The organism is Marinilactibacillus sp. Marseille-P9653, assembly GCF_916618885.1.
Taxonomy (GTDB): domain Bacteria; phylum Bacillota; class Bacilli; order Lactobacillales; family Carnobacteriaceae_A; genus Marinilactibacillus.
Window position 1 is genome coordinate 77,506 of record NZ_CAKAKH010000001.1, and the last position, 18,480, is coordinate 95,985.

Annotated in this window: 18 protein-coding genes and 1 pseudogene; 8 read left to right on the top strand and 11 right to left on the bottom strand. The window is 38.3% G+C overall.

Annotated features, from left to right (window positions below; all coding sequences use genetic code 11):
* Window positions 1–37 precede the first annotated feature (37 nt).
* Together LG377_RS00480 and LG377_RS00485 are read right to left on the bottom strand one after the other, a co-directional pair.
* A complete protein-coding gene (locus tag LG377_RS00480) occupies window positions 38–1,735 on the bottom strand; it encodes a hypothetical protein (protein ID WP_225742776.1) in 1,698 nt (565 codons plus the stop codon).
* Complete coding sequence (locus LG377_RS00485; protein ID WP_225742777.1) at window positions 1,725–2,513, bottom strand: ABC transporter ATP-binding protein; 789 nt, start codon at window positions 2,511–2,513, stop codon at window positions 1,725–1,727. The genes LG377_RS00480 and LG377_RS00485 overlap by 11 nt, the downstream gene beginning before the upstream one ends.
* Window positions 2,514–2,672: 159 nt before the next feature.
* Here LG377_RS00485 and LG377_RS00490 point away from each other — a divergent pair, with 159 nt between their 5' ends.
* Together LG377_RS00490 and LG377_RS00495 are read left to right on the top strand one after the other, a co-directional pair.
* Window positions 2,673–3,614 carry a CPBP family intramembrane glutamic endopeptidase gene (locus LG377_RS00490; protein ID WP_225742778.1) on the top strand — a complete coding sequence of 314 codons (942 nt, stop codon included), beginning with the start codon at window positions 2,673–2,675 and terminating at the stop codon, window positions 3,612–3,614.
* Window positions 3,615–3,807: 193 nt separating this feature from the next.
* Entirely contained in the window at window positions 3,808–5,178 is a 1,371-nt protein-coding gene (locus LG377_RS00495) for a M20/M25/M40 family metallo-hydrolase (RefSeq protein ID WP_225742779.1), read from the top strand.
* Window positions 5,179–5,578: 400 nt separating this feature from the next.
* Here the strand turns inward: LG377_RS00495 and LG377_RS00500 are convergent, their stop codons facing one another.
* Window positions 5,579–6,226: an HD domain-containing protein gene (locus tag LG377_RS00500; protein WP_225742780.1), complete on the bottom strand. Its 648-nt coding sequence runs from the start codon at window positions 6,224–6,226 to the stop codon at window positions 5,579–5,581.
* Window positions 6,227–6,345: 119 nt separating this feature from the next.
* On the opposite strand from LG377_RS00500, the gene LG377_RS00505 reads away from it, so the two are divergent.
* Window positions 6,346–6,780, top strand: a complete 435-nt coding sequence (locus LG377_RS00505) for a YaiI/YqxD family protein (RefSeq protein WP_225742781.1) — start codon at window positions 6,346–6,348, stop codon at window positions 6,778–6,780.
* Between the two features lie 42 nt (window positions 6,781–6,822).
* Here LG377_RS00505 and LG377_RS00510 read toward each other — a convergent pair whose 3' ends face one another.
* The gene (locus LG377_RS00510; protein ID WP_225742782.1) at window positions 6,823–7,110 is read right to left on the bottom strand and encodes a rhodanese-like domain-containing protein; all 288 of its coding nucleotides are present in this window, start codon (window positions 7,108–7,110) and stop codon (window positions 6,823–6,825) included.
* A 241-nt stretch (window positions 7,111–7,351) separates the two neighbouring features.
* Between LG377_RS00510 and LG377_RS00515 the strand changes: the two genes are divergently transcribed.
* Window positions 7,352–8,305 carry an alpha/beta hydrolase gene (locus LG377_RS00515; RefSeq protein ID WP_225742783.1) on the top strand — a complete coding sequence of 318 codons (954 nt, stop codon included), beginning with the start codon at window positions 7,352–7,354 and terminating at the stop codon, window positions 8,303–8,305.
* Between the two features lie 59 nt (window positions 8,306–8,364).
* Here the strand turns inward: LG377_RS00515 and LG377_RS00520 are convergent, their stop codons facing one another.
* A complete protein-coding gene (locus LG377_RS00520; RefSeq protein ID WP_225742784.1) occupies window positions 8,365–9,360 on the bottom strand; it encodes an ion channel in 996 nt (331 codons plus the stop codon).
* 29 nt (window positions 9,361–9,389) lie between these two features.
* A pseudogene (locus LG377_RS00525) lies at window positions 9,390–9,896 on the bottom strand (GGDEF domain-containing protein); the annotation flags it as partial.
* Between the two features lie 125 nt (window positions 9,897–10,021).
* On the opposite strand from LG377_RS00525, the gene LG377_RS00530 reads away from it, so the two are divergent.
* Window positions 10,022–10,585, top strand: a complete 564-nt coding sequence (locus LG377_RS00530; protein WP_225742785.1) for a helix-turn-helix domain-containing protein — start codon at window positions 10,022–10,024, stop codon at window positions 10,583–10,585.
* Complete coding sequence (locus tag LG377_RS00535) at window positions 10,549–11,415, top strand: IS3 family transposase (RefSeq protein WP_225742786.1); 867 nt, start codon at window positions 10,549–10,551, stop codon at window positions 11,413–11,415. The genes LG377_RS00530 and LG377_RS00535 overlap by 37 nt, the downstream gene beginning before the upstream one ends.
* 10 nt (window positions 11,416–11,425) lie before the next feature.
* Here LG377_RS00535 and LG377_RS00540 read toward each other — a convergent pair whose 3' ends face one another.
* Window positions 11,426–12,472, bottom strand: a complete 1,047-nt coding sequence (locus LG377_RS00540) for a histidine kinase N-terminal 7TM domain-containing protein (RefSeq protein WP_225742787.1) — start codon at window positions 12,470–12,472, stop codon at window positions 11,426–11,428.
* A 158-nt stretch (window positions 12,473–12,630) separates the two neighbouring features.
* Window positions 12,631–13,530 (bottom strand): glycine betaine ABC transporter substrate-binding protein, encoded by a 900-nt coding sequence (locus LG377_RS00545; RefSeq protein ID WP_225742788.1) that lies wholly within the window; start codon window positions 13,528–13,530, stop codon window positions 12,631–12,633.
* Between the two features lie 231 nt (window positions 13,531–13,761).
* Here LG377_RS00545 and LG377_RS00550 point away from each other — a divergent pair, with 231 nt between their 5' ends.
* The gene (locus tag LG377_RS00550) at window positions 13,762–14,757 is read left to right on the top strand and encodes an IS3 family transposase (protein ID WP_225742789.1); all 996 of its coding nucleotides are present in this window, start codon (window positions 13,762–13,764) and stop codon (window positions 14,755–14,757) included.
* A 62-nt stretch (window positions 14,758–14,819) separates the two neighbouring features.
* Here the strand turns inward: LG377_RS00550 and LG377_RS00555 are convergent, their stop codons facing one another.
* The 3 genes from LG377_RS00555 to LG377_RS00565 are packed head-to-tail and all read right to left on the bottom strand — an operon-like array spanning window position 14,820 to window position 17,840.
* Window positions 14,820–15,488, bottom strand: a complete 669-nt coding sequence (locus LG377_RS00555; protein WP_225742790.1) for a DUF6320 domain-containing protein — start codon at window positions 15,486–15,488, stop codon at window positions 14,820–14,822.
* Entirely contained in the window at window positions 15,466–16,884 is a 1,419-nt protein-coding gene (locus LG377_RS00560) for an alcohol acetyltransferase (protein WP_225742791.1), read from the bottom strand. The genes LG377_RS00555 and LG377_RS00560 overlap by 23 nt, the downstream gene beginning before the upstream one ends.
* Window positions 16,885–16,916: 32 nt before the next feature.
* Window positions 16,917–17,840: an alpha/beta hydrolase gene (locus LG377_RS00565; protein WP_225742792.1), complete on the bottom strand. Its 924-nt coding sequence runs from the start codon at window positions 17,838–17,840 to the stop codon at window positions 16,917–16,919.
* A 142-nt stretch (window positions 17,841–17,982) separates the two neighbouring features.
* On the opposite strand from LG377_RS00565, the gene LG377_RS00570 reads away from it, so the two are divergent.
* Window positions 17,983–18,474 (top strand): cupin domain-containing protein, encoded by a 492-nt coding sequence (locus LG377_RS00570; protein ID WP_225742793.1) that lies wholly within the window; start codon window positions 17,983–17,985, stop codon window positions 18,472–18,474.
* The last annotated feature ends 6 nt before the right edge of the window (window positions 18,475–18,480 follow it).

Below are 18,480 nucleotides of genomic sequence, written 5' to 3' on the forward strand. Positions count from 1 at the left end.
CGAACGCCCTTTTAAAAGGTGTTCGGCTGCTTTTTAGTTAGTCCATTTTAAGTGTGATTTTGTCGAAACCTTTTGTCAGAATCCATCCATCTATAGCCAGTAAGATGACCATCAAGATATAAACACCAAACGGCATTAACTCCTGTATAGCAAACATCCCTACTGCAACAATCCCTGTAATGGCTATAAAAATAACCGTCGCAAAGCATCCTTGGTTTGCTTCAGAAGCGTTATATCTCTTTGAAAAAGGAAAGGTTTGTATCGTACGTTTAACTTCTATTGAGAAAATCAAGATAACCAACAATAACCCATTCAGCAAAGCTGGTAAAATCCCCAAGCCCGAGAAGACTAGGACGACACTCGATAAAATCAAATAGATTGGAAAAAGCAACTTCATGGTCAGTGCTTTGATCATACCTCTTATAAAAACCCCCGCATGATCTTCCGAACTCATTCCAAATATCCAACTTCCTTTGAAGTTTTTGGAGTACTTCACTGAAACGGCCAGCATTGGAATTACTAAGAGTGCATAATAAGGCATGTATTTGAATACGGATAATTGATTGATTCCAACTCCGCTATCTTCCGTTAACCGATATGTTGATCCTATAAGTATAATCGGAAAGACAAAAATGGTCGCCAGAGACGGGTATAGTCTTGTCTTGAATTCTCTTTCGTTTTTGGTCAGTTGCCACGTGAAGTGATAGTAGCCTCTTTCCTTTTTATCCCAGCACAGCCACTTACTCGAGAGCGTTTCGTACCATGAACGTTTGTCTGTATCGCCTTCTCCACTTTCAAGTTTCTGTAAGTTCGCTTCCAGCTTGTCACTATTGAAATAATATAGAACCGCCAGCGCAACAGTCCCTCCAATAAGTAAAACGATATACACTAAATAAGTGAGTGAAAAGCCGTTTTCTAATAGGCCAAATGGTGCAACAAACCATAGTGGAAAGACAAAAATATGCCACCATTGTAGGTTCAATTCAATCGCAAGCATGCTTGGATTAATAAATTGAAAAGCTTGATTCATCACCTGATAGCCGATGACCGTGAAAACAGAAATCCCAATTTGACTATAAGCGATAATGTTCTTCAGCTTTTCCCCGTTGAAACGCTTGAGTACAGTGGCATAAGTGATAATTGTCAGTAGTAGACACCAGATGGATGCCACAACTGTCAGTAAAATAGCCAACAACCCTGCTAGTATCCCGTGGATAAAGAAGGTTCCAATCACCATTGGTACAGAGAGCGCGAGTGTTAGCGAGATAAGATAAATAAAGACATGGGTCGCTTTTGCGGCACTCAGCGTTCTTGAAGAGACCGGTTTCGTTCCAATCAGTATCTGGTCTTTTGTTTCAAGTAGAATACTAGAGAAATTCGCAATTAAAGTCGATAACAGCATCAAGAAAATAAAACTGAAGAACACCGTGTACTGGAACTGAATATTATCGATGGCGAAGACAAATAATAGAATCAGGCTGATCAGTGCATAGACCCATAAAGATTGGAAGAAAGCATTTTTATCTTCGTCCTCTTCCTTACTGTTTCCCCACATAGAGTTCGTTGGAATCACTTTTTCTTGTCGGCTATCCATAATCAGCTTTGTATCGATGATCTTTTCCATGATGGGATAATCCACACCCAAACGTCGGTACATTGGCGCTAATTTTCTGATGATCTTGATAAAGAAACCTGCCTCTTGTTTCTGACTTCCACCAAAAACATTACGCATCATAAGGCGTTTCTCCTTTCATGACTGAAACGAAGGCATTGGCGAGTTCTTCATATTCGTTGAATCCCGTCAACTGATTGAACAACTGCTCAAGTGTTCCATCTGCCTCTTTTTGAAGCTCATCAAAATGTCCGTCAGCTACCACACGCCCTTCATTCAAGATGATAATACGGTCACTGAGTTTCTCCACCGTATCCATAATGTGCGAAGAATAAAAGACTGTTTTTCCTTCTTTTTTCAATTCTGAAAGAATTTCTTTTACGATTTGTACGCTGTTGGCGTCCAGCCCATTTAACGGTTCATCCCAAAATAGAATATCTGGATTATGTAATAAGCTAGATATAATCAGAACTTTCTGACGCATTCCTTTTGAAAAAGACGATAAGCGGTTCTTAAAGGCTTCTTCGATACCTAGGATCTGCATCATTTTCAAGCTCTTCTCTCGAACCATGTCTTCTTCCAGTCCATATAGTCTACCTACAAAGAGCAAGTACTCTTCAGCAGATAAGGTATCGTATAGTTCTGCATTCTCAGGCACATATCCGATTCGAGCTTTATAAGTATCTCCTGAATCTTTAAGGGACTTTCCAAATATAAAGATTTCCCCCATATCTGGTTGGAGTAATCCCAAAATTATTTTAACGGTCGTACTTTTTCCAGCGCCATTTGGTCCAATGTATCCAATAATTTCTCCCGGATAGACTGAAAAATCAACGCCTTTTAAAACGTGATTGCCTCCAAAAGATTTCGTGACTTCTTTCATTTCTAAAATCTTATCCATATATGTACCTCCATAAGTTACGATTAGGAGTATTTTATCATACACCATCCGCAGAAAATAGGGACGATTGGACATTTCTTTACCTGAACACGCAAATGTATGATACATTCTTTATGTTACTATATAAACGATTTCATCTAAATCTGGAGGGTGTTCTATATGTACATAAATTCGTTGAAAAAGTTATCTATCTGGGCAATTGTCTGGCGAAGCGTGCTGACGATGATTGGCGTTGAAATAGCTAATGCCTTTTTACTTATTGCCATGCAAGAGAATTATCCGGAAGTCTTTGGATTAATGGTTAATTTATTTCTATATTTTCTGATTTATAAAATTATTCTTCGTCAATTATCCAAGCAGAACGTCTTCACGACTGGAATCACTGGAGAAGGCCCACCTGAGAAAAAGCAGTTACTTCCGGTAGCTGGACTAACCATTTTAGTTGCTATCTGTGGAAGTCTGTTTATCTATTTTGCTTTGCGTATTTTTTTATCTTTTACAGATTTTTATACCTTTTTTATCTCTTATATGGGTTTGAATCCAAATGAGTTGATAGTCGAAACGCCTTCGTTCCTATACCTTCTCCCTCTTACAGTGATTGCCGCACCGATCGTTGAAGAAGTTTTCTTTAGAGGCGTATTAATGAATAAATGGTCGGAGAAATACGGCGTTTGGAAAGGGATTCTATTCAGTTCCATTATATTTATGATTATCCATTTCAATTCTTTGTTCTTTCCGCAACTGATTTTAGGTTTCCTGTGTGCTGTAGTCTACACCAAGACAAAAAAGCTCATCTATCCTATTCTGACCCACGCGCTTTATAACCTTATCGTTATTATACCTACTCTGTTTACAAGTGACACTGCTAGTCTGGAAGAATTGTACATTATCGCCAATCCTACTGCAGAATTCATCCAGGAACTCACGCTTTATTCCATCGTTTTCGTGATTGTTTTGGCTGTAACCATCTTATTCATTAAAAAATACGGTAAGGGGTTAAAAGCAGAAGCAACTCCTTACTTGACGAATATTCCGTCTGAATTTTTAGAGCACGAGCCTGTACAGAATGTTGACGATATCGAAAACTTTGAAGATTTTTAATCTTAAAACTATAAGTGAACTCACTATTAAATGAATCTACTTTGTCTCAACACCTTTCTTTTTTTTAATTGAGTTGTTGGGACTTTTATTTATTATGAGATTTTTCTTTAAATTCGGTGTATCTATTCTCATTTTTATGTATACTTGATTCCAAGGAAACGGTATGATGGATTGAAATAAGGGGGAAATTGTCATGCATCAGAATGAAACATTCAAAGAAGTAGCTGCAAAACTAGCTTCAGAAAAAACCTTTCATATGGAGTCATTATTTAGATTGATTAGACAACCGAGTATTAGCGCTCAGAATTTAGGGGTTCTAGAGTGTGCTGATTTGCTTCAATCAATGATGGTTGATGCCGGAATTGAAACACAACTATTAGAAACTGAAGGATTTCCTGTAGTCTACGGAGAAGTCTTGCATCCTGATAATGACTTAACCGTTTTGTTTTACGGTCATTACGATGTTCAACCACCAGAACCTCTAGAATTATGGCATTCAGAACCTTTTGAACCTACGATTCGTGACGGTAAGATTTTTGGGAGAGGTACTGGTGACAACAAAGGACAGCTGATTGCACATGTACTCGCTGTGAAAACCTTGCTGGAATTATATGGTAAACTACCGATCAATGTAAAATTCCTGTTCGAAGGAGAAGAAGAAAAAGGAAGTGTTCATTTAGAACCTTTTGCTGAAAAACATAAAGACTTGCTCAAAGCAGATATTGCTTACACAGCCGATGGTCCAATGGAAGGCAAAGATCAGCCTTCTGTTACTTTAGGGAACCGAGGTCTTTTATATATTGAATTAAACGCTAAAGGGGCTTTAAGAGATAACCACTCTGGTAATAAAGGAAATATTGCACCTAATCCTGCGATGGATCTCATTAACTTGATTCGTTCCATGATTGACGAAGAAGGTACCGTTTTAATTGATGGCTTTTATGACGGCATTCTGACCCCAACAAAAGAAGAACTGGATCATATCCGCTCGTTACCCTTCAATCCAGAAGCGACTGCTGAAGTCATCGGGATTGACGAAATCAACATGACTGTTGAAGAGTACTATAAAAAACTGTGTCTCTCGCCAACCTTTAATATCGCGGGGTTTGGAAGTGGCTATACTGGAGAAGGAACTAAAACCATTATTCCAAGCGAAGCGAAAGTGAAAATCGATATGCGTTTGGCCGCTGATCAAGATCCAAATCAGATTTTTGAATCTATTCTAGCTCACGTTGAACAATTCAAATCTAAAAGTAAGATATCTGTCGACTATTTAGGTGGTGTTAAACCTTCTAGAACGCCGATGCATCTAGAAATTGTCCAAAAAGTGATTCAGTCAGTAGAGATTTCGCATGGCAAAACTCCGGTCGTTCTACCAGCTCTTGGCGGAACAGGACCGATGTATATCTTCACAGATATTTTGGGTATCCCATCCTTAACAATTCCTTATGCCAATGTGGATGAAGATAACCATGCACCTAATGAAAACATCGGCGAAAAAGAATATTTAGATGGTATTCGAACAACTTGTGCGACCATTTTACACCTTGGAGATCGAATTTAAGGTAGGATTTTCTCAAATTAACATACTTAACGGCCTCAATTTCAAGAATCAGACGTGTATTCTTCAAACTCATTGGCTATTTCAATCTTAGTTCCAACAATCGGACACGTATGCTTCAAACTCATTGGCTATTTCAATCTTAGTTCCAACAATCAGACACGTATTCTTCAAACTCATTGGCTATTTCAATCTTAGTTCCAACAATCGGACACGTATGCTTCAAACTCATTGGCTATTTCAATCTTAGTTCCAACAATCAGACACGTATTCTTCAAACTCATTGGCTATTTCAATCTTAGTTCCAACAATCAGACACGTATGCTTCAAACTAACATCATTTAAAAACCGCAGTTTCGACTATGAGGCTTACAAGCCTTCAAGTGTCGAAACTGCGGTTTTTTTACTCTTCTTCTAGCGTGTATTCTTTAAAGAATTGTTCCAGATAGATTTCCATAAACTGGTGACGGTCTTCTGCAAGCTGGATGGCTGTTTCGGTATTCATAAGTTCTTTTAGTTTTAGTAATTTTTCATAAAAATGATGGATTGCACTACTTTTTCCTTCGCGGTATTCCTTTTTAGTCATGTTTTCTCGAACAGTATACTGCGGATCAAAAATCGGATTGCCCACACTCCCGGCGTATACAAAGGTTCTAGCAATTCCAACTGCTCCAATAGCATCCAAGCGATCTGCATCTTGAACCACTTTCGCTTCCAGAGACCCGTACAAGTGGTTGTTCCCACCTTTATAAGACATTGTCTGGATGATGGATAAAACATGCTCAATGATAGCAGACGGTACACCTTCTCCTTCAAGCCAGTAATTAATTTCAGAGACACCTTCCGCTTCGCTGGAAACAATCTTATCGTCTGCAAGATCATGCAGGAGTGCAGCTAATTGAACGACGAATAAATCTGCTTTTTCAGCTTTACCAATTTTAATTGCATTATTCCAAACGCGTTCGATATGGAACCAGTCATGACCGGATCCTTCTCCTGTCAATCTAGAGCGGACCATTTCCGCTGTACTCAAGACGATTTCCTCATTCATCGAATTCCTTCTTTCCGTTCTACTCTTTTTCTCAGTCTACCATATTTATGCTACACTGTGGAAAACAGATCATTGTACTGAGTTCCTCATTCTATTTAAAAGAAAGGGTTTAATGTCCTATGAAAATTCTAATTGATGCTGATGCCTGTCCAGTGAAAGACGTTGTCATCGAAGAAGTTAAAGATAAAGAAATTCAAGTGGTTTTAGTTTCCAGTATTGCGCATTATTCTCTTCAAGACTATCCAGAATACGTAAAGCGGGTTTACGTAGAGCACGGTGCAGATTCCGCTGACTTTAAAATCGTTCAACTTGCTAAACTCTCAGACATCATCGTTACACAAGATTATGGTCTAGCTTCTCTTCTGCTCCCAAAAGGTTGTATTGTCTTGCATCATAAAGGTTTTCAATACTCTTCTGATAATATCAATCAGTTACTCGAGACAAGACATTTTAGTGCTATGGCACGTAAAAGTGGTCAGCGCACAAAAGGACCAAAGGCGTTTACTGCTGAGGATAAAGAAACTTTTCGAAAACTGTTCCAGCAATTCTTATAGGCCGCTTAAAAAAGCTCGACATCTATCGTCGAGCCTTTTCAGTTATTCTACTGTTTCTTCCCAAGCTAGCATGCCACCTGTTACGTTGACCGTTTTTATACCTCGCTGTTCAAGAATGTCCCCTGCTCTAGCTGATCTTTTACCAGAGCGACAAATCACATGATAAGTCTTGGCTGGATCAAATGCATCCAGTTGATATTCTAACGTAGATAGCGGTATATTTCTCGCTTGCTCAATGTGCCCTTGATCAAACTCTTCTATTTCTCTTACATCGATCAAGTTGACTTCATCCAAGTGTTTTTTCAATTCTTCAATAGTTATTTCGGGCATTTCACTTCACTCCTTTTCAACCTTATTGCAAGTAGTGGATCATTTCTATACTCCATAGTATCTCATAAAAAGAGAAAATAAAATGAAAAAAATTCGAATTGGAGAACTAATGTCTCATGATACAACTTTAAAAGAGTAGGATTTAAAAAATCGCTCTTAAAGTAAAGGACTTCCTTCATAAAATGATCATGAAAATATGTTACGATAGTTTACATGAGAACGTATTGAGGGAGCCGAATGTATGAAAAAGAAAACAATCGCTACAGTATTAGGTGGACTAGGTGCTGCCGTAGGTGCTTTGACCTTGACCGGTAATTACTTTTACAAGACCGCTGTAGCCAATACGAAGAAACCTTTTATTGAGGAATTCGATCACGCTACCATCCACCCAGATGATCCATGGGCGGCTGAGAAACAATGGTATAACGATGTAGACCACGAAATAACGCATATTGTTTCTGAAGATGGACTAAAAATTTCAGGTGTTTATATTCCAGCAGCAAAGCCGTCAGATAAAGTCGCTTTGATTGCCCATGGTTATAGTGGTAGCTTAAAAGATATGGCACCTTTCGCCAAATTGTTTTATGACTTAGGGTTTAATATCTTGGTTTCTGATGCAAGAGGTCATGGTTCTAGCGAAGGAAATTATATTGGATTCGGCTGGCATGAAAGAAATGATTATTTAAGATGGATTGATCAAATGATCCAACGTCACGGGGAACAGTCCGAAATCGTTCTTTATGGCATTAGCATGGGTGGCGCCACTGTATTGAATGTCAGTGGTGAACAGCTACCGAAACAAGTTAAAGCCATCGTTGAAGATTGTGGATTCAGTTCCGTAGAAGAGGAAGTTACCCATCAGTTAAAAGATATGTACAAACTACCGAAGTTTCCACTAGTTCAAATGACCAGCCTAATCACAAAAATTCGTGCTGGTTATTGGTTTGAAGAAGCTAGCTCGCTTGAACAAGTTAAAAAAAATCAAACACCAACGTTATTCATTCATGGAGACGCTGACCACTTTGTCCCAACTTGGATGGTGTATGAGCTCTATGAAGCAAATGCTTCTCCTAAAGAACTTTACATCGTGCCTGGAGCAGAACATGCCTATGCCTATGTAACCGACAAGGAGACTTATCGTAGTAGAGTTTCTCACTTCCTTAAACATTACGTAACATTAGATCACACCTTGTAAATAAAAAACGATACTTGCCAGAAGCTATTCCTCTGCGTAAGTATCGTTTTTAATCTATTTTATTGATCCGGCCATTGGTGATGATCGATTTGTATGGCTCCCATCAGTTTTTTCCTACGCTCTTCTTGATTTGCAAATAACTCTTCAAAATCTTGAGCAGATATCAGCGGTACGTTCTTTTCGATTAAAGGGTCTATATCAGGAATCGGCGGTGTAGTCTCAGAAGGAGTGACAACCGCCTCAGTCAGGCTTTCCAAATAAGTCTTTATACTAGATTTTGTACTTTTAATCAGTAAGAAATTCGTTTTATTTTCTTCTGCTAACCCATTTTTCAAAACCGTAAGCGTTTCGTCCAGTATGGCAATCGCTACAGAAGCAGACTCCTTTGGATTACTACTATGGTAGAAATGGAGTAAAGGATAGGCATGATGCTGTTGCGTTAACTGACTGATTTTAGAAGAAACATCTACTAGTACCAAATCAATATTATGGAAATCCTCACCATTCCAAATATTGTCAATCACTTCTGTGCTTTTATTTCCAAGACTTGTTATGCTCATTGCCAGCGAGCGTTTTTGAACAACGGCGTCTACAACAGAGATAATATACGAAGCACATAAAGTCAAAAATAGAATCCCTACACCTGAATTTAAAGTTGTCAAGATCTGCCAAAATCCTGCTTTTGGTGCGTTATCTCCAAGACCGAGCGTGAACAAGGTAAATCCAGTGAAATAAATGCGTTCATACCAGACGATTGGACTATCTGGGCTGGACGTATTGCTTATAGAAGTAGGATCTCCTGAAAAGAATAATGAAAACCCCGCCCAAATCATAAAGGACCATAAAAATAACGTGCTCACTAATGTTATCGGACCGACGAAATCACAAAACTTATTTTTTATATTTCCCAGTCGGTTGAACACTTTCCAAATCATTTCTGCTAATCTCTTGGAAAGCGGACCTACCCCACCATCAACCCAAAGCGTCGTCCAGATTAAATCTATAATCGTTATTCCAATTACAATAATTCCTGAGATATAAAAAAACCAATTCATACTATATGCCACCTGTCCTATACGAGTTGTTACCTCTCCATCATAATAGGATTAGTTGGATTCTCCAAGTGGGACGAACTTGAATCGATTATTTCTTCCATATAGACATTCACCTTGTTTCTTCCTGTTTCTTTCGCTTGATACAAAGCCGTATCCGCTTTATTTAAAAGATTTGATACCGTTTCTCCTACATCTCTGATGGACTCTGCCACGCCTAAACTAAGCGTTATACTAATTTCACCTTCTGACGTAATCAACGGCGTACTTTCAACCTCTACTCGAATACGATTTGCTAGCATTTCCGCTTGGGATTGATGACAATTTTTAATTGCAAAAACAAATTCTTCTCCGCCATACCGAGCGAAAAGTTCTTCATTCACTAAATTATTCTGGCAAATTTTAACAATATGTTCCAATAAGCGGTCTCCCATGTGGTGACCATATACATCATTCACTTTTTTGAAATAATCCACGTCCATAATCATGACAGAAAAAGGGGTTTGCTCTAAAACTGACTGTTCATAGTCCAGTTCGCACTGCTGTAAAAAGCTCTCCGATTATAAATTTGAGTCAAATCATAATAATAAGCCTGTTGTTCCAGAAGGTTCTGTACCGACCCCCAAAAGTTAGAGTAACATTCTAACTTTTGGGGGCTTTTTACATGGCGAAATATAGTCAAGAATTCAAATTAAAACTTGTAAAAGAATACGAAAATGGCAAATTGGGATATAAATCACTAGCTAAAAAGTACGGTATACCAGATTCTTCTCCTATTAGAAGATGGACCAACCTTTATAAAACTTATGGAAAAGAAGGATTAAGCCCAAAGAAATCGAAAGAAGTCTATCCTGTTCATTTCAAATTAGATGTATTACAATTTATGAAACGAACAGGTTCTTCCTACCAAGAAACGGCTAATTCCTTCGGAATCAGAGAACTTTCTGTTATTGCGAATTGGAATCAAGCTTTTAACAAAGAAGGGATAGAAGGCCTGAAACCTAAAAAAAAGGGACGACCTTCTATGTCTAAATTACCTAAAAAAACAAAAGTGAATAAGAGTCAGAGTATGTCTAGAGAACAAGAGCTAGAGCGTGAGAATGAACTTCTTAGGTTAGAGAACGCTTATTTAAAAAAGGTAAAAGCTTACGAGGAGAATCCAAATGCCTTCCTCGCAGAGCACAAACAAGGTTGGCATTTGAGCTCAAAAAAGAAGGATATAGATTGAAAGATATTTTTAAAGTTGTGGGCATTCCTGAGGCTACGTACCATTATCATATAAAACGAACAGGCGCAGAAGATTACGATTTGTCTTTAAAAGAACAGATTACTGATATATTCTATCAATCCAAAGAGCGTTACGGATATAAGCGAATCACGGACGAATTGAATGACGCTGGAATAGTAATCAACCATAAAAAGGTCTATCGCTTAATGAAGGAGTTAGGGTTGAAATGTATTAAATTCACACGTAAGACTCGAAAAAATAACTCTTACAAAGGAACTGTAGGAAAAGTTGCCAAGAACAATTTAAACCGCCGGTTTAATACGTCAATTCCTTTACAGAAACTAGTGACTGATATCACTGAATTTAAATGTACTGGAGATCAAAAACTTTATTTTAATCCCATAGTAGATTTGTATAATGGTGAAATTATTTCTTACAGTATTAATAAGCGTCCTGTTTTAGATTTAGCAATGGAACCTTTAAAAGAAGCTATTAAAACGATAAAGCAAAAAGCTACTGTTCGCACTACGATTCATTCCGATCAAGGGTGGCACTATCAACATAAAAAATGGGTAAATTTATTAAAACAGAATAAAATCTTCCAGAGCATGTCTCGTAAAGCAACCTGTTCTGATAATGCCGTTATAGAAAACTTTTTTGGGATTATGAAGCAAGAAATGTATCACGGAGAACCTAAAGTAAGCTATGAAGAACTAAGAGAACAGATTGAAGAATATATTGAGTGGTACAATACCACTCGTAGAAAGAAAAAACTGGCTGGCTTAAATCCAGTAGAATACCGAACTCAAGCCAGCCAGTCGGCTGCATAATATTAAAACTCTAACTTTTGGGGGTCAGCACCTTCTGAAGTTTTTTGACTTTTGTGATATCCGTAAAGATAATTAAAAACCCATCTACATTATGGGCAGGATCTAGTAAAGACAAGCGTACTTGATAAATTTTTTCATCGTTTAACTGCGTTTTAATTTCTGCCATACCAATTTTCATATTGAACGGTGTCTCAAATAAGGTTTCCCATATATCTTGAATATCTAAACCAATCAACGACCGATTGACTTGCGTAAAATGCCTTCTACAAGCCTGATTCATTTCAACTAGCCTTAAAGATTCATCTAGTACCATAACAGCATCGTTAATACTATTAAATATCACATCTTTTGCAACGGGCATCAAGCTGAATAATCTAGATGAATTGATGGCCCAAAAATAAAGTAAGGTCGAAATCCACATCACCATAGGTACAGGATCAATCCCCTCAGGTGTTAAACCAACCAGATAAACAAAAGCTGTCGTCATAGGTAGGAATTGCCCAAAAAGAAGTGCCAGAATTTGTGGACGGTACTGTTTAGACATCTCTCTATATCTAGATGCCAACAACAAGAAACCGGCTAGCATACAACCAAATGTTAGAATCCCCTGAAGTAGATACCAGAACCCAATCTCTTGATAGAAAAAAGGCGCGCCTAATGTTGGATGGATTTCGTACACTCTATAGTACAGATGATGAAAATCGTTGGTAGCTACCAAAGTGGTTGTGATCACCGGAATAATTAATAATCCAGCAATTTGTTTCTTTTTAAGATTGAATCCTAGATACTTCAAAATAAACAGCAAACCTAATGGAGAAGCATAAGGCAACGCACAGTACAGAACAGTTGTCCAAAATTTCATTTCAACAAGATTTGAAGAAAGCATTCCGAAGGCAGACCCTAAGCAGTAGATGGTAATTGTGCCTATATACGGTAGAAAATAAGAAGATATGCTTTTGTACAGATGTCTCTTACGAAAAATATATAGAAATAAGTATAAATTTAGAACACCCGATGTTGCGGTAACGGATATGTAAGCTAATAGTTGTCCATGCATAGTTTGTACCTCTATACTCTGTTTTTATTTTACTATAGCACAGTTATCTCGACTTCGAACAAAACGCTTTGAGAACAATTTATGACAAATAACTAAAATAGACAGATCACTCGTTCAACTATGAGTGATCTGTCTATTTCTTAAAACGTTAAATCTATTTAGTTTCTATTCGGGATGTCTTCGATAGAATCAATATCCATATACGCTGGGACAGCCAAGCCGCTGCGGGCTCCTTCTAAGTTTGCCCCTAAATCATTGATGTCTTCTCCATACTCTTCCATAAACGCGCCATGAGAACCTGGTAGCCAAGGTGCTAAACTGACATCTCCTTCACCTGCTGCAATGGCACTAAACATAATGGCCGGGTCAACACTAGAAATTGTTGTATTAAATCCGTGCTGATCTAGTACCACTTTCATGACGTTTGCTGAAGCACGTTCCGTATCCCAAGGCGTCGAAAGAAGTTCAACGGTTTCTCCATTACCTTTTTCTGCTCCAGATACCCATTCTTCAACTTTGTCTTGATTGTCTTCTACCCATTGCGCAGCAACTTCTTCAAAGGGCGTGTCTCTTGCCTCAAGCATAACATCTTGCATATCTTCAACTTCCCAGTTGAATTGCTCTATGATTTTATAAGCTTCTGGCATATCCTCTTCGAATCCGAGTCTGGTCACTGTGTGGATGCTCTCTGTTTCTCCAAAAGTCAGTTCTGGATCCTCTAAAAATTTAATATCATACTCTTCAAATTTCCAGTGTGGTGCCCAAGCTGTAATGATGATTGGCTCTTCATTTCGGATCGCTTGATCCAATTCTGTCAGCATTCCAGCAGCAGAACTTTCCTGTAAATCCCAACCATTCAAGTTATCGTATGTCTCTATAGTATCTTTAGCCATTTGAGTTAAGCCTGCTCCCGGTTCTGTCCCGGTGATTGTGTAATCGAGCGCTTCTCCTAAATGGGTTTCTCCTGTATCCTCTGCTCCTTCTCCGGTACTACATCCTGCGAGTAGCAAAGCCCCTGATACAATTGACAGTGTTCCTATAGATTTTTGATAAAACATTCTTTTCCTCCTCCAAAATTAGTCCGTTGAAGATTTTTTTTTAAAAGAGATGATATGTATTTCTACTCAATTTGTTTTCCTAAAATCAGAAATTGAACGACATACTCTTTTTGATCTCCAATAGACTCCACTAATTATGTTAACATAACCTGGGAAGAGAATCAAAAAAGCCCCGTTTTGTACCGACCCCCAAAAGTTAGAGTAACATTCTAACTTTTGGGGGCTTTTTACATGGCGAAATATAGTCAAGAATTCAAATTAAAACTTGTAAAAGAATACGAAAATGGCAAATTGGGATATAAATCACTAGCTAAAAAGTACGGTATACCAGATTCTTCTCCTATTAGAAGATGGACCAACCTTTATAAAACTTATGGAAAAGAAGGATATAGATTGAAAGATATTTTCAAAGTTGTGGGCATTCCTGAGGCTACGTACCATTATCATATAAAACGAACAGGCGCAGAAGATTACGATTTGTCTTTAAAAGAACAGATTACTGATATATTCTATCAATCCAAAGAGCGTTACGGATATAAGCGAATCACGGACGAATTGAATGACGCTGGAATAGTAATCAACCATAAAAAGGTCTATCGCTTAATGAAGGAGTTAGGGTTGAAATGTATTAAATTCACACGTAAGACTCGAAAATATAACTCTTACAAAGGAACTGTAGGAAAAGTTGCCAAGAACAAGTTAAACCGCCGGTTTAATACGTCAATTCCTTTACAGAAACTAGTGACTGATATCACTGAATTTAAATGTAGTGGAGATCAAAAACTTTATTTTAATCCCATAGTAGATTTGTATAATGGTGAAATTATTTCTTACAGTATTAATAAGCGTCCTGTTTTAGATTTAGCAATGGAACCTTTAAAAGAAGCTATTAAAACGATAAAGCAAAAAGCTACTGTTCGCACTACGATTCATTCCGATCAAGGGTGGCACTATCAACATAAAAAATGGGTAAATTTATTAAAACAGAATAAAATCTTCCAGAGCATGTCTCGTAAAGCAACCTGTTCTGATAATGCCGTTATAGAAAACTTTTTTGGGATTATGAAGCAAGAAATGTATCACGGAGAACCTAAAGTAAGCTATGAAGAACTAAGAGAACAGATTGAAGAATATATTGAGTGGTACAATACCACTCGTAGAAAGAAAAAACTGGCTGGCTTAAGTCCAGTAGAATACCGAACTCAAGCCAGCCAGTCGGCTGCATAATATTAAAACTCTAACTTTTGGGGGTCAGCACCTCAGCGCGTTTTTTCTCTATTCAACTCTTCTTATACATCTACGATTTTTCTCAAGGTTCTTCTAATTTCTTTTCCTTGTAAAATAATCACAGACCAGAACATCATGGTGCTGATCATAAATGAGATCAAGCTCGGTAAGGGCTGAGTCGTCCAGCCTAGCAAAAGGAAGATCAGTGGAATAAAGCCCAGTAAAGCAGCTGCTTGAAGATACAAAACGTACTCTTCCGTATCCAGACGTACCATTTGGATTGCGAGAAACATGGCAACCAGCGCAAATATGCAGATGATGGGAATAGAGTACGTAATGGACCAGCCAGACCAGTCATTGATAAAGTCAAAATATAAACTAATGCCAGATAAAAGCAGAATCAGATACAATATCCCCTTCGTGATATTTCGGCGTTTGCGGATAATAATTAAAACGACCATCCACATACTCATAATTCCAAAGACAACGTAATCCAATCCAAAAAACTCAAAAGACCAGAGCCATTGAACCAAAAAGTAGATCACAATAGCCACCACTGATATTAGCGTCAACAACTTTGTTATACGTGCTCTATTAAACCGTAAAGGAATAGCTGGGAATGGATCAGACGCCACTTCTGCTTGTTCAAGCTTCACGATCTGCTTCCCACAAAGCGGGCATTCTGACCATTCACCTTTTACAATCGTCTTACAGTGAGGACATGGATTCATCTGCTTTCTCCTCCAGTTCTTCTTTGGTGACTTTATTAGCTGTGACCGTCACGGGAATCTGTTCTTGACTCAGCAATTCCACGAAGCGTTTTTGAATGATTGTATCCACAAAAGGCGTTGTGAAACTAACCGTCAGACTATTTTCATGACTGATCATACAAAATTGCGGTCGAATCGCAGACGTATGGAAATAAACAGACCGCACATAAGGTCTGACTTGCTCTGGAAACTCTATTCTACCCAAGTTGGACATAGCAACCGTCACTTTCCGGTTATGGAATTTGTTAATCACTTTCAATATAAAATCTTTGAGTGGTCGTGGCTGTATCCGAACAAACGAGTTCAACTCAAATGAAATAAACCGATTTAGTCTCTCTTCTAGATACTCTGGCCCTGTTTGTGCTTTGAGCTGCTCGGAAAGGGTTGTACAGAGCTTTTGAAAGTCTGGTCGTTCTCTATTTTCAATTACCGTTTTCAATTTTACCGTAGTAAAAAAATTTCTAGCCGAAGTGGATGGAAAATATTGTCTTAGATTAACAGGTACCGAGACCGCTATCGCTGAAGGTTTAGCCTCTCTATCTTTTGTTTGCTCGACGGCTAAAAGATAGAGTGCGGTCAGATAGACGGTCAGCGATACATTAAATGACTTAGCCAGTTTCAGTGTCTGATTTAAAGGGAGATCTAATTCAATGACTCTTGTTCGATTATCAGGTGTCTTTTGCCCTTTAATTCTGTAAATCGCTTTTTGATCGTCTTCTTGATTCACTAAATCAGGCGCATCCATCATCGCTGAGGGCATAGAACGCTTATTTGCAGGCATATCTGACTCTCTTTCCAGATAAATCTTTTCCAGAGCAGATAAAGCCGCTTTTCTAAAGTTCTTCTGACGACTTTTTCTAAAATATTTAGCAAAACTGTCTTCTCTTTGGTCAGCTACTCGAGCTTGTTCTTTTTGATTTTCTTCATCATGAACCTCTAGATACATCAAGGCAACATACTTGGAGACCAAATCTTCAAAGAACCACTGCGCCCCTGTTCCATCAGACAATGCATGAAACACTTCCAGATGGATACGATTATTATGGTAAAGTACTCGGAACAACAATTCTTTTCGGTCGAAATGATAAATCGGGGCACAGGGTGGTTTGGTTTCTGGTCTGGCGACCGGTCTCAAGTTACTTTCTTCCAAGTAATACCAGAATAATCCTCTTCTAAGCACACTACGGTATAATGCGTACTGCTTGTAAACAGCATCTAGCGCACGCTGCAAAATTCTTGGATTGATTGCCCCTTCTAATTCAGCACTCAGTCGAAACACTTTTGTATCCACATCATTTTTTGCTGCCAGAAAAATATTGGACGCGTTATCCAGTCTGACCCAATTCCTTCTCTCCAAGCCGTATCCCCTCTCTAGTGCGACGTCTCATTTTAATTTCTAGTCAGAAAATCATTCATAATACGGTAAGACTCATCTAACGGTGTTGCAAATTTTGGGTATGTAATAAATCCATGAACGGCGTTTTCTACTCGATGCAGCCGGACTTTGTTGCCACTTTTAAATAAAGCACTCGCATAAGCTTCGCCTTCATCACAAAGCGGATCATACTCTGCTGTAATCACTAATGTCTCTGGCTGGTTCGATAAATCTTCAGCCATTAAAGGCGCAACTTTGTAGTTTTTGCGCTCTGCTTCGTCAGGAACGTATAACTTCATATAACTCTGAATTTTCTCAATCGTTAATCCATAATCGTGTCCGTTGCGTCGGATTGAGTCAAACGGAGACGATTCAGAATGGTCCCAATAAGTGACTGGATAGAGTAAAATCTGTTTATAAGGTTGTGTCAGCCCATTTTCTCTTAATAAGATACTGACGACAGCCGCCAAGTTTCCTCCCGCAGAATCCCCCATAATGATCCATTTAGAAGTATCTTCTGGACCAGTGAATTCTAACTGTTCAAGTAAAATTTCAGCCGCGCGAAAACAATCCTCAAGACCAGCTGGATAAGGATATTCAGGTGCTAATCTATAGTCTACTGAGTACACTACCCTTCCTAGCGCATCCGCAAGGTTCATGCAGGCTCTTGTATAGGAATCGATATCTCCAATAACCCAACCGCCGCCGTGGATGTATAAAATTGGTTCTTCGTGTTTTTTCTTTTTAGGCATAAAAATTCGGACGTCGATTTTATGCGAACGGTCTTCAGAATAAATCTGTTCATTTAATATTCGATAAGATCTTTTAGGCTTAGCGTAAAAGATCTGCTGAAATTTTCTGATTGACTGATAATCTTCTTGGATATCAATTTTCGGAGAAGACATCAGCTTTAAAATCAATTTGAAGAATGGATTCATAATTCGGCCTCATTATCTTTAACTTTTCTACAGTTTATCACGAAAACCTTTCACAGACATTAAAACAGTCTATTCCCCATCTAGATTTTGTGTATAGATATGGTAAACTTGTTCACAATAAAGACTGAAAGGACTGGTATAATTGAAGACTGCTAAAGAATGGATACAAGAATTGAATCTAGCAGCTCACCCTGAAGGAGGCTACTTTGTTCAAACAGATATCAGCGCTCAACAATACCCTAATAGTAAAAAAGATTTACCCTTATATACGAATATTTTCTTTTTACTCACAAAAGAAAGTGCTTCTCATTTCCATCAACTGACTTCAGATGAGCTGTGGTTTTTCCATGCTGGATCTCCTTTGACTGTCCATTCTCTGAATCCAGATGGATCCTATAGCCAAAATAAGCTTGGACTAAACTTTTCCCAAGGGGAATTTCCCCAGTATACCGTCCCAGCTGGAACCATTTTTGGATCCACTGTTGAAGATGGATACGCTCTAGTCAGCTGCACCGTCGTTCCTGGTTTTGATTTCTCAGACTTTAAATTATTTACTCAATCCGAATTGCTAAAAGAGTATCCTGAACACAAAGAAATTATCACTAAATTAGCATATGAAACGCTTCCTGAATGAGATACC

What these genes read in the sequence shown, in the direction of transcription:
- LG377_RS00520 (WP_225742784.1), bottom strand. Translation starts at nt 9,360, where the DNA reads ATGAATTGGTTTTTTTATATCTCAGGAATTATTGTAATTGGAATAACG.
- LG377_RS00540 (WP_225742787.1), bottom strand. Translation starts at nt 12,472, where the DNA reads ATGCATGGACAACTATTAGCTTACATATCCGTTACCGCAACATCGGGT.
- LG377_RS00500 (WP_225742780.1), bottom strand. Translation starts at nt 6,226, where the DNA reads ATGAATGAGGAAATCGTCTTGAGTACAGCGGAAATGGTCCGCTCTAGA.
- LG377_RS00515 (WP_225742783.1), top strand. Translation starts at nt 7,352, where the DNA reads ATGAAAAAGAAAACAATCGCTACAGTATTAGGTGGACTAGGTGCTGCC.
- LG377_RS00550 (WP_225742789.1), top strand. Translation starts at nt 13,762, where the DNA reads ATGGCGAAATATAGTCAAGAATTCAAATTAAAACTTGTAAAAGAATAC.
- LG377_RS00545 (WP_225742788.1), bottom strand. Translation starts at nt 13,530, where the DNA reads ATGTTTTATCAAAAATCTATAGGAACACTGTCAATTGTATCAGGGGCT.
- LG377_RS00505 (WP_225742781.1), top strand. Translation starts at nt 6,346, where the DNA reads ATGAAAATTCTAATTGATGCTGATGCCTGTCCAGTGAAAGACGTTGTC.
- LG377_RS00510 (WP_225742782.1), bottom strand. Translation starts at nt 7,110, where the DNA reads ATGCCCGAAATAACTATTGAAGAATTGAAAAAACACTTGGATGAAGTC.
- LG377_RS00495 (WP_225742779.1), top strand. Translation starts at nt 3,808, where the DNA reads ATGCATCAGAATGAAACATTCAAAGAAGTAGCTGCAAAACTAGCTTCA.
- LG377_RS00490 (WP_225742778.1), top strand. Translation starts at nt 2,673, where the DNA reads ATGTACATAAATTCGTTGAAAAAGTTATCTATCTGGGCAATTGTCTGG.
- LG377_RS00485 (WP_225742777.1), bottom strand. Translation starts at nt 2,513, where the DNA reads ATGGATAAGATTTTAGAAATGAAAGAAGTCACGAAATCTTTTGGAGGC.
- LG377_RS00480 (WP_225742776.1), bottom strand. Translation starts at nt 1,735, where the DNA reads ATGATGCGTAATGTTTTTGGTGGAAGTCAGAAACAAGAGGCAGGTTTC.
- LG377_RS00555 (WP_225742790.1), bottom strand. Translation starts at nt 15,488, where the DNA reads ATGAATCCATGTCCTCACTGTAAGACGATTGTAAAAGGTGAATGGTCA.
- LG377_RS00530 (WP_225742785.1), top strand. Translation starts at nt 10,022, where the DNA reads ATGGCGAAATATAGTCAAGAATTCAAATTAAAACTTGTAAAAGAATAC.
- LG377_RS00565 (WP_225742792.1), bottom strand. Translation starts at nt 17,840, where the DNA reads ATGAATCCATTCTTCAAATTGATTTTAAAGCTGATGTCTTCTCCGAAA.